Genomic DNA, 15,664 nt, shown 5'->3' with positions numbered 1-15,664 from the left:
GTCCTATATCACAGTAGAAGTCTAGTGTGATATAGGTTAATTATCTAAATTAATTAGAAACATATTCTACTAGGTTTTGAATATTTTTCTCAGTCAGTTGAGAGAATTTGTGATTGTAGTTTAAAGTTTTATACTCATTATTAACAATCAATGCATTTTTGTTTTGTGAATTTATAAGTTCTTGTTCGTTTCTAGTGTAGGTAGAAAAATAAGAAATATTGATTAGTGCTTTATTTAATGGAGGACCAATTAATTTTTTGTTGAGTTTATGACAACTTGCACATAAGCTTTTAAAAATTTTATTACCTTCTATACCTTTGTTAGTTAATGTATTACCACAAATAGGAGTTGTTCCACAAACTCCCATATTGGAGGCTCTTGAATTAAAAGAATAAAGAATGGTCAAAATAGTAACAAGAAAGGCTAGACTATAAGAAAGTAATATCTTATTCTTTAAATTCATACACTCTTTTTAATTTCATTAGAAGCAGTTTCAAAATCCTCAGGAGTATTGATATTTCTAATAAAAGCATCTTCAATTTCTACAATTTTAACATCAGAGTTAATGAGCATTTTACGAGGACAAGAGTATCCTTGTGCTAAATAGTGTAATAATTTTCCATAAGCTTTTGGTTCGTAAATAGTAATTAGTGGTTCAGGAAATTCTTTTCCTTTCCCTTTAATAGCGGTAGCTACTTTACTAGGGTCTCTGTTTTCTAATAAAAGGGTAATAATTTCTTCATTTACAAAAGGAACATCTGTAGCCATTACCAACCAAGCAGTGTTAGGGTCTTGTTGAAAAGCAGAGCAAATTCCACCAAAAGGACCTAGATTTAAAAAGACATCATGAATTTCATTGTCTTTCTCAGAAGGCTTTTGAACAGAGAAAAAAGTTGGTAGTGAACATTTTTCTAAGAGTTCTTTTACATGCTCTTTTTGAGGTTTTCCAAAGTAATTTAATTCAGATTTATCAGTACCCATTCTAGTACTTTTCCCTCCAATCAACACTAAACCTTTTATAGGAGCAATGTATTCTTGAATTAAGTTGTTAATATGATTTGTAATTTTTTCAACCTGATCAATAGTATAACAAGTTAAGTTTTTAATATTTGGAAACTTTTCTACTAAACAATCAAAATATGGAGTGTTGTTATTTAATTTTATAATGAATTGAATATTGGTTAATTGTTCCAAACGTTTTTTTACAGAAGCTTCTTTTTCATCGTCTAAAATTAAAATTTGTTTAGCTCCTTGGTAATGGTTTCCATTAATAAATACGAAATCATGATTGTAAAACTGTAACCGTTGTTCGTATTTATTTATAGAAGAAGTTGTATTTATTTGAAGATTTCCTTTATGGTGAAAGGTATATTCAGATAAATTATTTTGCGGAATATCTTTAGCATGTGAGGCATCAAAATACCCAAGATTATAATGTGATAGTTTGTTTGAAACTGCAGTAACTAAATCAGCTATAATACCACATTTTGTTCCCAAAATAGCTACTTCATTAGGAGCAAAATTATCGTTTTGTTTTTTAGTTAGTTTGGTATGTTTTGAATGCTTTTTATCCATTTTTAATATCTGATTTACCTCCTGTTTTTTCTACTAATTTAACTTCTTTAATTATCATTTCCTGACTAATAGCTTTGCACATATCATAAATGGTTAAACAAGTGGCTGAAGCCCCAGTTAGCGCTTCCATTTCAACACCGGTTTTTCCTTCAATAGTTACTTTACAAAACACTTCTACTTGTTTTTTATCTACAATATTAATGTCAATGTCAACCCCATTAATTAACAACGGATGGCACATAGGAATAATATCTGATGTCTTTTTTACCGCTTGAATTCCAGCAATGATGGCTGTTTGAAAAACAGGGCCTTTTTTAGTTATTAATTCATTGGTATTAAAATGACTAATAATTTCTTCACCTAAAAACATGGTCGCTTTTGCAATAGCTGTTCGTTTCGTGATTTTTTTATCAGAAACATTCACCATTTTAGGATTGTTTTTTTCGTTTATATGGGAAAATTTGCTCACGTTATTAGTTTTAAATTTTAAGGAACTTTAGTTAATGTTTAGTATCGATACAACGATGTTTATCTATATTTAATTACTTTAAAAACACTACCTTTTTTAAACTCAGTTTCTTCTGTTTTTGGAATTTCAATAAATCCATCAGCTGAAACTAAACTAGCTAAATCCCCTGAGCCATTTCCCTTTATAGGAGTTGCTATTAAATTACCTAAGTGATAACTTAATTTAACTTGTAGAAAATAAGTCAAAGTAGGTTTAAAAATTACATTTTCACTAATAACTGCTGTTTCTTCTTTGGTTTTTATACCTACAGATGTATAATACCAATCATAAAAATAAACCATACAATTTACATAAGTTGAAACGGGGTTTCCTGGAAACGCGAAAACTACTGTATTAGTTTTTGAATTTTTATTAACGTTTTGTTCACTCATACCAAAAAACGTTGAACGTCCGAACCAAAATGGTTTTCCTGGGCGTTGTGTAACTTTATGAAACAGTTTTTCAACGTTTAATTCTTCTAAAACTTCAGGTAAAAAATCGAATTTACCTTTACTAACAGCACCGCTAAAAAGAAGCACATCATATTCTTGTAAAAAGGCAGCTATTTTTTCTTTTAAAATAGGTTTTTCATCAGTTATATGAGCTGTTTCTGAGGGAATACTCAATTTTTCTAATAATGAAACTAAGGTATACACATTACTTCTTCGAATTTGATGGGCTAATGGGTTTTCATGTACTCCAACCAATTCATCACCAGTAGAAACAATCATCACCTTTGGGCGTTTCGCTACTTTTACTGTCGCTTTACCTACCGTTGCCAACACACCAATTTCAGCAGGAGAGATACACGTATTTTCTTTAATTAATAAGTTACCTTGTATTTTATCCGAACCTTTTTCGTGAATGTTTTGACCTTCTTTAATAGCAGTTACAACAATAGTTGCTGTACCATTTGTTATTTGTACATCTTCATATCGAATTACTGTATCAGTATTATTTGGTAAAGTAGCACCAGTCATTACTTCATAACAATTGGTTGCATTTTTAAGCGTTTTTTGTATGCTACCAGCAGGCTGAATTCCTTCTATTTTAAAATTACGAATCCCTTCTTTAAAAAAACGATAATTGATAGCTATGCCATCCATAGCTACACGATTGAATGGAGGAAAATCTCTATCAGCAACAATATTTTCTTTTAAGATTCTACCAACAGACTGTATGAATGGAATGTCTTCTATTCCGAAATCTTGTGAGTTTTCTAATATTATATGTTTTGCTTCTTGTACCGAAATCATTTTATGTAGTGTAAAAGATAATTTATTCCAAAGAAAAGAATATATGTTATTCCCAAAAAGGAAATAATCCAAGAGTATTTTTTTGTTAGTTTACTATTATTTAATACTAGGAATACACCCAGTGTTATAAGAGTTAATATAACTATAAATAGGAGGTAGTAAAAGATTCTAAAATGTGGAAAAAATATAAATATAAAAGAAGATATTATTGACGCTAAGATAATAGCACTCATATTAAATTTTTTATTTTGTAGTTGTTTCATTATAAATTATAATATTTATCCTCCAATAGTACTCATACTTTCGCTTACACTCCCTTTTTTTCTATTTGCTTCAGCCACAAAACCATTTTCAGGTTTTTCTTTTACTAAAGACAAAAACAATTCTTTTAAGTCGTCATTACTAGCTCCGCTTCGAATAAAGTCACGTAAATTAAAAACACCATCATCAAACAAACAATTTTTAAAAGTACCTGTTGAGGTAATTCTAATACGGTTACAATCATTACAAATAGTTCTAGTAAAAGCTGGGATTATACCTACAGTTCCTAAATAATTTTTTGCTTGGTAATTTCTTGAGGTCGATGACTTTTTTGCAGGAATTTCTTCAATATCAAATTCAGATTGCATTTCCCGTAAAATTCGTTTAAAATTCCAGCTTTCTTTCAAGTCACGTTGTCCACTTCCGTTAAAAGGCATTTCTTCAATAAAGCGAACAGCAATGTTTTTTTCTTTAGTTAAACGAACAAAATCATTGATTTCATCTGTATTAAATCCTGATTGTACAACTACATTTAATTTTAAGTTTAACGAACTTTTTTCTAATAATTCAAAAGTTTTATAAACTTCAGGAAAGACATCACGTCTTGTTATTGTTTTAAACTTTTCTTCATGTAAACTATCAATACTTAAATTTATATTCTTAACTTTTTCTAGTTTTTCTAGTTTTTCTAAGTGTTTAGAAACTAATGCTCCATTAGTAGTAATATTAATAGTATCTAATAAGTCATTGTAAGAAAGCATTTCTAAAAAACCAATAAAATCTTTTCTAACAAAGGGTTCTCCACCAGTTAAACGCACTTTGTTTACACCTAACTCTGTTAGTACTCTAATAATTCGATACATTTCTTTGTAGGTAAGCAACTCTTTTCTTGGAACAATGTCAATACCATGAGCAGGCATGCAATATTGACAACGCAAGTTACAACGATCGGTTACTGCTAACCGAACATAGTTAATTTGTCGTCCAAAATTATCAAGAAGTGTATGCATTTAACAAAGGTACATAATTAATGAATCAATTATTTTTAGTCATTTATTATAGCTTATTGGAAGCTAAGAGTTATACAATTTCCATTTTTTGTAATAAAAAAGAGGCATTCATGTTTTTGCAAACACCGTTTTTCATAACATAATCAAAATACAATTCGTTATTAACAATTTCAGCATCAAAATAATAATTAGCTATTTGTGAATATTCATTTGCTAATTCACATAAACTAATATCGTGAGTTGCTATTATTCCAGTAGATTTTGATCCGTTCAGCTTTTCAACAAACTTTTTAGACCCAATAGCTTTGTCTTTACTATTAGTCCCTTTTAAAATTTCATCTAGTATAATAAAATAAGTGTCAGTTTTTATCTGGTCAACTATAAATTTTAAACGTTTTAATTCTGAATAAAAATAAGATTCATCATCTGCTAATGAATCAGATGTTCGCATACTAGTAATTAATTTTATGGGTTTATATATGTAATTTTCAGCACATACAGGTAACCCACAATTGGCCATTACTATTGATAAAGAAACGGTGCGTAAAAATGTGCTTTTTCCGGCCATATTTGCCCCAGTAATAATAAAAAACTGTTCATTATTAATAGTAAAGTTATTATCTACTCTTTTTAATGGATTTAATAAAGGATGTCCTAGGTTTTTTGCATGAATAGTCGTGTCTTTTTCCTGAATAGAAGGAAAAATATATGAGGGTTGGTTATAAACAAAGTTTGCAAGTGAGTTTTGAGCGTCAAAAAAGCTTACAGTTTTAAACCATTTTTCAACTGTGTTTTTGTAGTTGTTAATCCAGCGTTCAGTTTTAACAGCGTTTAAAATGTCCCATAAAAAAAATCCGTTCCCTACAACAGCTATGATAATGTTGTTTCTTTGATCAAAAGCATCTAGTATTTTAGAAAATTCTTTAAAAATTGCGGATGCTTTTTTATTTTCTGAAGCAATATCAAGTTGTTTATTTTTTAAAATACTAGAAGTAAATTTTTCATTTTCTATTTGTTCCAATAAAAGGTGATATTGTTTAAAAATATTTTTAGCGTAACCAGCTTCAGTGTATAGTTTTTGTGTTTTTTTAATAGCATAACCAGTAATTCCTAACCCTATAAAAAACCAAGTTACTACTAATGAAAATGTAATTGTTTTTAAACTAACTAATCCAATAAGTAGTATTGAAAAGATAGAAAAAACTTTAGAAAAAACAGCCAATGATTTAGGTAGTTTAGAGGTGTAATTTGTAATCCAATCAGTAATTTCAGTGGTGTCTTTTTTAGAAGAAACAGTATTTTCTAATGCTGAAAAATGTTGACGCCATTTAATTTTAGAAGCTAACTCTTGTAAAGCTTCTTGTTTTTCTTTAATGTCTGTAATAGAGTTGCTTACTAATGTTAAAGCAAGTTGCTTTTTTCCGTCATTAGTTACGGTTCTATTGATGTATTGAAAAAAAGAACCCGCTCCAAAAAGATCAATATCGTTACTAAAAAAATGTGTTGGATTTATGAATTCTTCTCCTGTATCTAAATCAAAATAATTTCTGTTTAAAACATTAATTTCAGTAGTATTAATTTCTTTTTTTGCGGTAATAATTTTCCGTTTATCTTGTAACTTTTGATGTTTTAGTACCAAAAAAGAAAAAAGAAGTATTCCTAATATACCTACTATTAAAGGAATTTTAGAAAGTTGGAAAGTATAGTAAATACCTATTACTGTTGACAAAAAAAGTATAAAACGTAAAACACGAACAGTTATAATTTTTTTTGTAATTCTTGTATATTTTTCTTCTAACTCAACAAGTTGTTTTTTATAGAAATCTAATGGTTTTTGCATCTAAAAATAAATATGGATAAATGTACGTTATTACAGTTAATTTCTTTTTATAAAATTGTATTTTCGTTGTATGCCTACAGCTTTAGAAATACAAGTTAAAACATTACCTGATTCACCCGGAGTTTATCAGTATTTTGATAAGGAGGATGTAATTATATATGTGGGTAAGGCTAAAAATTTAAAAAAGCGCGTATCCTCGTATTTTACTAAGAATCATGAAAATGGGAAAACACGTATTTTAGTAAAGAAGATTGTACGAATTGAACATGTTATAGTTGATACAGAAACTGATGCGCTACTTTTAGAAAATAACCTAATTAAAAAATACAAACCGCGTTATAACATTTTATTAAAAGATGATAAATCATATCCATGGATTTGTATTAAAAAAGAACGATTCCCACGAATTTTTTCTACTCGAAGAGTGATAAAAGACGGATCAGAGTATTTTGGTCCTTACACAAATGTTAAAACGGTATATGCTTTATTAGATTTAATTAAAGAGTTGTATCCACTTCGAACATGTAATTATGATTTGCATGAGACTAAAATCAATACTGATAAATATAAAGTTTGTTTAGAATATCACTTACAAAATTGTAAAGGGCCATGTGAAGGGTTACAAACTGAAGAAAATTATTTACGAGATATTAAAGCAATAAGAGATATCATAAAAGGTAATTTTAAAGAAAGTTTAGAGCAATTTCATCAAATCATGCTTGATTTTGCAGCTGATATGAAATTTGAAGAAGCCCAAAAGATTAAAGAAAAATTAGATTCTTTACAAAACTATCAATCAAAATCTACGATCGTAAATCCATCTATTAATAACGTAGATGTATTTTCTATTATTTCTGATGAAACTCACGGCTATGCTAACTTTTTTAAAGTTATGAATGGTGCTATAGTACAATCATATACCACAGAAATAAAGAAGAAACTAGACGAGACAGATAAAGAATTACTAGAGTTGTTTATTATTGAAACCCGTCAACGATTTAATTCATTGTCAAGAGAAATTTACGTGCCTTTTAAAGTTAATTTAGGTGAGCATATAAAAGTTACGGTTCCTAAGTTAGGTGATAAGAAACGTATAGTTGAGTTATCAGAAAGAAATGCAAAATATTACCGTCAAGAACAGTTTAAGCAAATTAAAATTGTAGATCCAGAACGTCATGTAAAACGGATTATGGGTCAAATGAAAAAAGATTTACGATTACATGAAGAACCAAGGCATATTGAATGTTTTGATAATTCAAATATCCAAGGAACCCATCCGGTTGCGGCTTGCGTTGTGTTTAAAGATGGAAAGCCTAGTAAAAAAGAGTATCGTCATTTTAATATAAAAACGGTAGAAGGACCTGATGATTTTGCTTCAATGGAAGAGGTAGTATACCGAAGGTACAAACGATTATTAGAAGAAGATAAGTCACTCCCTCAGTTAATTGTAATTGATGGAGGAAAAGGACAGTTATCATCTGCTTTAAAGAGTTTAGATCTTTTAGGATTAAGAGGAAAGATAGCTATTATTGGAATAGCAAAACGTTTAGAAGAAATTTATTATCCAGGAGATAGCGTTCCTCTATATTTAGATAAAAAATCTGAGACTCTTAAAATTATTCAATACTTACGAAACGAAGCACATCGTTTTGGAATTACTTTTCATCGCAATAAGCGAAGTAAAAGTGCTATACAATCAGAATTAGAAAAAATACCAAATATTGGTAAACAAACCATTACTAATTTATTGCGTACATTTAAATCAGTAAAAAGAGTTAAAAGTGCTAATTTAAATGAGTTAAAAGAGGTGGTTGGCTTGTCAAGAGCTCAAAAAATTTATCAGTATTATCATAAAAATGAACTATGAGAAAATTACTTTTTTTATTAATTATACCAACCTTTTTATTTGCTCAAAGGCAACCAAAAATTGGGTTGGTGTTAAGTGGTGGTGGAGCAAAAGGTTTTGCTCACGTTGGAGTACTAAAACAACTTGAAAAATCAGGAGTACAAGTTGATTATATTGGGGGTACTAGTATGGGAGCAATTGTAGGTGGTTTATATTCAGCTGGTTATTCTGCTAATCAAATTGAAAAAATTATCGAAGGAGCAGATTTTATGTCGTTGCTTCAAGATAAAGTAAGTAGAAATAATAAACCTTTTTTTATGAAGCAGCATGGTGAGAAGTATGCTATTTCATTACCTATAAAAAAAGGAGGTGTAGGATTGCCTTTAGGTTTGTCGAAAGGACAAAATGTACTTAATTTTTTAACAGAATTACTAGCACCAGTTGATGATGTTAATGACTTTTCAGAGTTACCAATTCCTTTTTATTGTATTGCAACTAATATTGAAACGGGTAAAGAAGTTATTATTGAAAAAGGTTCTCTTCCCCTAGCTCTTAGAGCAAGTGGTGCTTTCCCTTCATTATTAAATCCTGTAGATATTGATGGTAAATTGTTAGTTGATGGAGGAGTTGTAAACAATTTTCCTGTTGATATTATGAAAACTAAAAACATGGATCTTATTATTGGGGTGAATGTTCAAGGTGAATTATTAAAAAGAAAAGAATTAGAGTCTGTTGCTTCAATATTATTACAAATTATTAATTTTCAGATGTATGAAAGAGCTGATGAACAGGTAAAACTATTAGATATTTGTTTAAAACCTAATATTTTAGAATACAGTGTTATTTCTTTTGATAAAAAACAAGAAATTTTAAAAGAAGGGATACGTGTAGCAAAACCGTATAAGGTTGTTTTTGATAGCATTGCTAAATTACAGAAAGTAAAGAAAAGAAGACCTCAATTAAAACTTTCTAATGATAAGATATTAGTAGATAGAATAGTTATTAAAGGGAATAACAATTACACAAATAATTATATTTTAGGAAAACTGCAACTGAAACAAGGTGATAGTGTTTCGTATAATGATATTTCAAAAAAAATTAGTTCGTTAACAGCTACCAAAAATTTTGAGCGAATAGATTATCATTTTGAAAAGTCTTTTCATGGAAAAAAATTAGAACTTAAGGTTAAAGAAGATAATATTAAATCTTTTTTACAATTTGGGTTGCATTATGATTTATTATATAAATCTGCAGTTTTAATAAATTATAGTCATAAAAAATTATTAAAACAAAATGATGAATTTTCCTTTGATGTTGGAATTGGTGATAGAATACGCTATGATTTAAATTATTTTATAGATAACGGATTTTTACCTAGTTATGGTTTTTCTTCAAGGTACAACTCTTTTAAAGGGGCTTTTTTATTTAACGATGGTTTTATTAATAGGATAAATATTAGGTATATAGATTTCACCAATGCTTTTTATTTACAAACAACTGTTGATAGAAAATTTGCTTTTGGTATTGGATTAGAAAACAAAAAAATTAAAATAACCTCTGAAACAATTTTAACGAATGATAAAGAAACAGTATTTGATAATAGTAATTATATAAATGCCTTTACATTTTTAAAGTTAGATACTTACAACAAAAAAATGTTTCCGACAAGTGGGTTGTATGCTGATGTAGGTTTTAAATGGTTTATCTGGTCTGATAGAAATAAGAGAATAGATCAAAATCAGGTTGTATTAGGTGATGGTTATAGTCAATTTTCACAGCTATCAGGTACCTTAGGTTTTGCGAAAACTTTTTACGATAAGCTTACGTTTCAATATACATCAGAAGCTGGGTATACGCTCGGAAATGTAGCTTCGGGAATATTTGATTTCAATTTGGGAGGGTATAATAAAAACTATATAAATAATTTTAAATCTTTTTACGGTTATGATATAGGTGCTCTAAGTAACCAATCTTTTTTAAAATCTGAATTTAATTTTAGATATAGTGTTTTTGATAAACATTACGCTACATTTATAGCAAATTATGCACGTGTTGAAAATGATATTTTTGCTGACGGTCAGCTGTTTAAAAATACAAAATCTGGGTATGCTTTAGGGTATAGTGTTGAAACGCTTTTAGGACCTTTAGAAATTAAGTATTCATGGTCTCCAGATCATAAAGAAAAATATTGGTTATTTAATTTAGGGTTTTGGTTTTAAACATTACATAGCTTTTTCTAATGTAAAAGAAAATTCAGATCCTTCACCATAATTACTTTTTAAAAGTATAGTTTCTCCGTGTGCTTCAATAATATGTTTAACAATAGATAAACCTAACCCCGAACCGCCTTGCTCTCTAGAACGACTTTGATCTACTCTATAAAAACGCTCAAATAAACGAGATAGATGTTCTTGTTTAATTCCCTCACCATCGTCAATAACTTTTATAACAAACTTATTTGGATTATAACTTTCTATGCTAACAGTTGTTACCCCACCTACTTTTCCATATTTAATAGAGTTAACAATTAAATTAATAAGTACTTGTTCAATACGTTCAACATCGCCTTTCACAAAATAAGGAAACTCATATAGTTTATCAAATTTTAGTTTAATGTTTCTTTTTTTTGCTTTCATTTCAAACAAATCAAAAACATTTTGTACCAATTCTAAAATATTAAATGGTTCAATATTCATTTTCATCCCCTCAGTTTCAAGCTTAGCAATCATATCTAAATCTTTAATAATTGAGGTTAATCTTTCTACTCCTTTATTAGCCCTTTCTAAATACTTTGTTCTAATCTCTTGATCATCGGCGGCACCTTCTATTAGTGTTAAAATGTAACCTTGAACAGTAAAAAGAGGTGTTTTTAATTCATGGGCAACGTTTCCTAAAAAATCTCTTCTAAAAGAGTCCCTTTGTGTTAAATGTGCAATTTCTTCACTTTTTCCTTCAACGTATTCTTGTACAGTTTTTGTTAAAGCCTCGATATCTGTTGTAACTTTTTTTCTTTTTAAATCGTTAATATCTAAAACAGAAATATCTTCATATAGTTTTTTAATCCTTTGATATATAAAATGTTCTGTTCTATATTGAATAATAAAAAAAGATATAATAAAAAAAAGTATTCCAAAAATAGCTAAGGTAACACCTCCTATATAGTTATAAAATAATAGATAAGAAAGTGCAATAAAAATTATTGACAGCAAAGTTAAATATAGTGCTGACCAAAGAGCATATTTATATGTTTTTTTAATTTTCATTTTTAGTACAAATAAAAGTAGATTGCTAAAACAGCAATCTACATAAGTATTTTATATGATTTTATTAATTTTCTTGTGATTCTAAAACAAATTTATAGCCTACGCCTTTAACAGTTTTAAAATAATCATCGCCAATTTTTTCACGTAATTTTCTAATATGAACGTCTATTGTTCTTCCTCCTACTACAACTTCATTTCCCCAAACGCTATCTAAAATAACTTCTCTTTTGAATACTTTTCCGGGTTTTGAAGTTAATAAAGAAAATAGTTCAAACTCTTTTCTTGGCAGTGAAATTTTTATATCACCTTTAAAAACAACATATTCATCTCTATTAATAACAATATCTCCAATTTTAGTGGTCGTATCAGTTTTTTCTTCAGTTTTTAATCGACGAAGTAAAGATTTTACTTTACTAACTAATACCTTTGGTTTTACTGGTTTTGTAATATAATCATCAGCGCCAGCATCAAAACCAGCAACTTGAGAATAATCTTCACCTCTGGCTGTTAAAAAGGAGATAATAACATTTTCAAGAGATTTTATGTTTCTAATTTTCTCACAGGCTTCTATACCATCCATTTCAGGCATCATTATATCTAATAGTATTAGATGGGGATTTACTTTTTTTGCTGTTTTAACAGCTTCAGCACCATTATTTGCGGTAAAAACTTGATATCCTTCAGACTTTAAGTTGTAACCAACTATTTCTAAAATATCTGGTTCATCATCAACTAATAAAATCTTAATATCGCTAGTATTCATACATTAATTTTTAAGTAGTAATACCCAAAAGTAACGATAAAATAACAAATTGTCTATACCGATAGTTAACTTAACATTGATTTAATGTTTTATAAACTTTAGAAAAAGTAGTATTTAAAAATCAAAAATTTAACTTTTAAATACTAAATGATAAATTAAGATCAATTTTTGTATATTTAAAAAAATTGATCTTATGAAAAGTAGTACTTTACTGGGAAAGTTTACAATAAAATGTAAATATTCTTTTCACTATTTAAGAGTTATTAAAACTTATGGGTATAGAAAAAAAGCTTTGATAAAAACACATTCTTTTAGTTTATACAATGTAAACTTTTTTACCACTAATTAATAAATTATGTTAAATAAGTTAGCATTACAAAATGTATTGTTTCTAGATATAGAAACAGTACCTCAATATGAAAGTTGGAATCAAGTTTCAAAGGAAGAGCAAGACTTATATGCTTTAAAAACGAAGTACCAACGTAAAGAGGACTCTTCTTTAGAAGAGTTTTATAATAAAGCTGGGATTTGGGCTGAATTTGGTAAAATAATCTGTATTTCAGTTGGCTACTTTATAATTAAAAATAGTAAAAGTCAATTAAGAGTCACTTCGTTTTATGGAGATGATGAAGTTGTATTATTAATGAATTTTAAAAAATTATTAGATAAGCACTTTAATTTAAATAAACACCTTCTGTGTGCTCATAATGGAAAAGAATTTGATTTTCCATATATCGCTAGACGCATGGTTGTTCATCAAATTCCATTACCAGATATGCTTAACTTATTTGGTAAAAAACCATGGGAAGTTAAGCATATTGATACACTGGAGTTATGGAAATTTGGCGACTACAAACACTATACTTCTTTAAAATTATTAACACATATTTTAGGGATACCTTCACCTAAACAAGATATTGACGGAAGTGAAGTTGCTGATGTGTACTATAAAGAAAATAATTTAAAACGAATTGTTGAATATTGCGAGCGTGATACTGTTGCAGTAGCTCAATTAATACTTCGTTTTTGTAATAAACCTTTGTTAGACAATACAGCTATAGTAAAAGTTTAATTTTTAATTAACGGGTATTGTTTTTTCTTCGAAAATATCATTACCATTAGTGTCTTTACCTTTCCAAAATTTAAAAATATAATCCTCTTTTTGTTGAACTTGGATTGGTATTTTTAATTCTTTAGAGATTGTTTGTTGTGAACACCCACCATTTAATTTTTCTAAAGCTCTGATAGCAATAATTCTTGCATTCCCATCACTTTGATAGTACAGGCTAAAAAAAGAGTGGCAGCTATTGGGTAAGGTGTACTTTACCTTAATGGTGTCTTTAGATTTGTAGGTAAAACTTTGAGGTGTGAAAGCTTCATCAATGGTTAATAATTTAATAACTTGGTTGTCTTCACTATCGAGCGAGCACGATAAAAAACATAAAGCAAAAGATAATAAAAGTAATTTTTTCATGATATAAATTTTAAAATTGATAACTAATTCCTGAATATACACCTAGTGTGTATGGTTTAAATCCGTTAGAGTTTTTTGAATATGTATTTAAGTGTATTTTAAACATTGGGTTTACAACGAATTTCAATTTTTTATTAATTGAATATTCAAGGTCGAGCCCTAAATTTCCACTAAAATTGAGTGAGTTTAAATTAGAAGCTTTACCAATGGTTTGTGATGTTTTCTCAGAGGTTACAGTTACCTCATTTTGATTTAAAAATAATGAGCTAAAACCAGTAACTATTTTGGTGTTAAATTTTCTATTATTAAAGATGGCATACTTTAGCTCCACAGGAACCTCAATATAACTATATGTTTGGTTTAAAGAAGCTTCACTAGAAACAATATTAGCACTGCTTAAAGTATCAACATCGGGTGCGCTATTAGATGGATTCAAAATAAGTAAAGGGCTAGATGTTAATTCTAGGCTTTCTAAACTAGCTCCTCTTACATTTGCCATAACTGATAAATTTTTATTTGTAAACCCAACTTTTTGTGTGAACACCCCTGATTGTATTGACCATTTATTGTTTAATTGGTATGCTACTTTTATACCATAAGAAAGATTATTGTCACCGCTTAAATTTGCTGATTTCAAGCTTTTATCTAAAGCAGAACTTTGCGTAAGAGAGTTTGCATGAGTTAAAGCAAAAACAGGAGAAACAGACCATTTATCTTTACTTGTTTTTACAGTTAGTACACTATCTTTTTTACTTATTTCAGCAAGAAAATCTTTTTTAGTAAACAGTTTTTTCAGACTATCATTTTTAACTGATTTCTTTTCTTTTTTTGTGATAAAAGTCTTTTCCATAGCTCTTTTTTTGTCTGATAAAACCCCTTCAACTATTTTGTCAGACCCCATCTTTTTACTCGCAATTAACTTAGTATCGGTATGTGTTTTTGTTGGTGTAATTTTTGTAGTATTCTTTTTATTTTCAGCTACTATTGTGTTTTTTTCTTTTGTAAAAAAAGTATTACTATTCTCTGTTTTTACAGGAATATTACTATCTATTTCTTTTTTGTGCTTATTAAAATCATTAGGTGTGTTAACAATGGTTTCATGCTGTTTAATAATTGGTTCTAATGAACTATTATGCTTAAAAAAAGGATATAATACAAAACCTAAAATAAAAACAGCTGCAATACCACTATATAACCACCACATAGGTAAAACTCTACGTTTTTTCTTTTTAAGCTTAGCCTCAATAGTATCCCACATTTCAGGATTAGGTGAAGCTTCAAATCCATTAAGCTTTTCTTCAAATATTCTGTCTATGTTCTTTCTATCATTCATTTATGCTTCCTGTTGCATTTTTTGATAAACCTCAATTTTTCTTTTTAATAATAATCTTGCTCTTGATAAATTTGACTTAGATGTACCTTCAGAAATGTGCAGCATTTTAGCTATTTCTTTATGTGAAAATTTATCTAAAACATACAGGTTAAATATTAACCTATACCTATCAGGTAACTCTTGAATTGTTTCCAATAAAAAAGCTACACTTATTACAGAATCATCGTATTCAACGTCTTCTATTTCTTCAATAGATTCTTCTTTTACTAATTGTAAAGGAGATTTTTCACGATATTTCTGGAGAGCTGTATTTATAGCTATACGTTTCATCCAACCTTCAAAAGACCCTTTATTGTTGTATTGTTTAATTTTTTTGAAAATAGTTAAAAAGCTATCTTGTAAAGTGTCCTGAGCATCTTCATAATTTCTAGAATACTTTAGGCAAAGTCCAAACAGCTTATCAGAAAAAAGTTGATAAACTTTTGCTTGTGCCTTAATATTTTGCTGGCAACATTGCGCTATGATTTCTTTTAAG

Annotated in this window: 14 protein-coding genes; 3 read left to right on the top strand and 11 right to left on the bottom strand. The window is 28.5% G+C overall.

Annotated features, from left to right (window positions below; translation table 11 throughout):
- Nucleotides 1–49: 49 nt before the first annotated feature.
- The 6 genes from ACMFBB_RS11365 to ACMFBB_RS11340 all read right to left on the bottom strand — a co-directional run bounded on the left by ACMFBB_RS11365 (nucleotide 50) and on the right by ACMFBB_RS11340 (nucleotide 6,450).
- On the bottom strand, nucleotides 50–463 hold the full coding sequence (locus tag ACMFBB_RS11365; RefSeq protein WP_435260897.1) for a c-type cytochrome: 414 nt from the start codon (nucleotides 461–463) through the stop codon (nucleotides 50–52).
- A complete protein-coding gene (gene mobA, locus ACMFBB_RS11360) occupies nucleotides 460–1,575 on the bottom strand; it encodes a molybdenum cofactor guanylyltransferase (RefSeq protein WP_435260896.1) in 1,116 nt (371 codons plus the stop codon). Before mobA ends, ACMFBB_RS11365 begins: the two co-directional genes overlap by 4 nt.
- Nucleotides 1,568–2,044 (bottom strand): cyclic pyranopterin monophosphate synthase MoaC, encoded by a 477-nt coding sequence (gene moaC / locus ACMFBB_RS11355; protein ID WP_435260895.1) that lies wholly within the window; start codon nucleotides 2,042–2,044, stop codon nucleotides 1,568–1,570. Before moaC ends, mobA begins: the two co-directional genes overlap by 8 nt.
- 59 nt (nucleotides 2,045–2,103) lie before the next feature.
- On the bottom strand, nucleotides 2,104–3,339 hold the full coding sequence (locus tag ACMFBB_RS11350) for a molybdopterin molybdotransferase MoeA (protein ID WP_435260894.1): 1,236 nt from the start codon (nucleotides 3,337–3,339) through the stop codon (nucleotides 2,104–2,106).
- A 278-nt stretch (nucleotides 3,340–3,617) separates the two neighbouring features.
- Nucleotides 3,618–4,610: a GTP 3',8-cyclase MoaA gene (moaA, locus tag ACMFBB_RS11345; RefSeq protein ID WP_435260893.1), complete on the bottom strand. Its 993-nt coding sequence runs from the start codon at nucleotides 4,608–4,610 to the stop codon at nucleotides 3,618–3,620.
- Between the two features lie 70 nt (nucleotides 4,611–4,680).
- The gene (locus tag ACMFBB_RS11340) at nucleotides 4,681–6,450 is read right to left on the bottom strand and encodes a MutS-related protein (RefSeq protein ID WP_435260892.1); all 1,770 of its coding nucleotides are present in this window, start codon (nucleotides 6,448–6,450) and stop codon (nucleotides 4,681–4,683) included.
- Nucleotides 6,451–6,520: 70 nt separating this feature from the next.
- Between ACMFBB_RS11340 and uvrC the strand changes: the two genes are divergently transcribed.
- Both uvrC and ACMFBB_RS11330 read left to right on the top strand, forming a co-directional pair.
- Nucleotides 6,521–8,317: an excinuclease ABC subunit UvrC gene (uvrC, locus tag ACMFBB_RS11335; protein ID WP_435260891.1), complete on the top strand. Its 1,797-nt coding sequence runs from the start codon at nucleotides 6,521–6,523 to the stop codon at nucleotides 8,315–8,317.
- Nucleotides 8,314–10,515 carry a patatin-like phospholipase family protein gene (locus ACMFBB_RS11330; RefSeq protein WP_435260890.1) on the top strand — a complete coding sequence of 734 codons (2,202 nt, stop codon included), beginning with the start codon at nucleotides 8,314–8,316 and terminating at the stop codon, nucleotides 10,513–10,515. Before uvrC ends, ACMFBB_RS11330 begins: the two co-directional genes overlap by 4 nt.
- A 3-nt stretch (nucleotides 10,516–10,518) precedes the next feature.
- On the opposite strand, the gene ACMFBB_RS11325 is transcribed toward ACMFBB_RS11330, so the two are convergent.
- Together ACMFBB_RS11325 and ACMFBB_RS11320 are read right to left on the bottom strand one after the other, a co-directional pair.
- On the bottom strand, nucleotides 10,519–11,559 hold the full coding sequence (locus ACMFBB_RS11325) for a sensor histidine kinase (protein WP_435260889.1): 1,041 nt from the start codon (nucleotides 11,557–11,559) through the stop codon (nucleotides 10,519–10,521).
- 64 nt (nucleotides 11,560–11,623) lie between these two features.
- Nucleotides 11,624–12,322, bottom strand: a complete 699-nt coding sequence (locus ACMFBB_RS11320) for a response regulator transcription factor (protein WP_435260888.1) — start codon at nucleotides 12,320–12,322, stop codon at nucleotides 11,624–11,626.
- Nucleotides 12,323–12,677: 355 nt separating this feature from the next.
- On the opposite strand from ACMFBB_RS11320, the gene ACMFBB_RS11315 reads away from it, so the two are divergent.
- A complete protein-coding gene (locus ACMFBB_RS11315; RefSeq protein WP_435260887.1) occupies nucleotides 12,678–13,394 on the top strand; it encodes a 3'-5' exonuclease in 717 nt (238 codons plus the stop codon).
- 3 nt (nucleotides 13,395–13,397) lie between these two features.
- Here the strand turns inward: ACMFBB_RS11315 and ACMFBB_RS11310 are convergent, their stop codons facing one another.
- The 3 genes from ACMFBB_RS11310 to ACMFBB_RS11300 are packed head-to-tail and all read right to left on the bottom strand — an operon-like array spanning nucleotide 13,398 to nucleotide 15,651.
- Complete coding sequence (locus ACMFBB_RS11310; protein ID WP_435260886.1) at nucleotides 13,398–13,796, bottom strand: hypothetical protein; 399 nt, start codon at nucleotides 13,794–13,796, stop codon at nucleotides 13,398–13,400.
- Between the two features lie 10 nt (nucleotides 13,797–13,806).
- A complete protein-coding gene (locus ACMFBB_RS11305) occupies nucleotides 13,807–15,129 on the bottom strand; it encodes an outer membrane beta-barrel protein (RefSeq protein ID WP_435260885.1) in 1,323 nt (440 codons plus the stop codon).
- A complete protein-coding gene (locus ACMFBB_RS11300) occupies nucleotides 15,130–15,651 on the bottom strand; it encodes an RNA polymerase sigma factor (RefSeq protein WP_435264298.1) in 522 nt (173 codons plus the stop codon).
- Nucleotides 15,652–15,664 lie beyond the last annotated feature (13 nt).

Origin of the sequence: Tenacibaculum sp. nBUS_03 (assembly GCF_051201695.1) — a bacterium.
Classification (GTDB): Bacteria; Bacteroidota; Bacteroidia; order Flavobacteriales; family Flavobacteriaceae; genus Polaribacter.
Note: the sequence above shows the minus strand (reverse complement) of the source record. Positions and strands in the feature narration are given on the sequence as shown.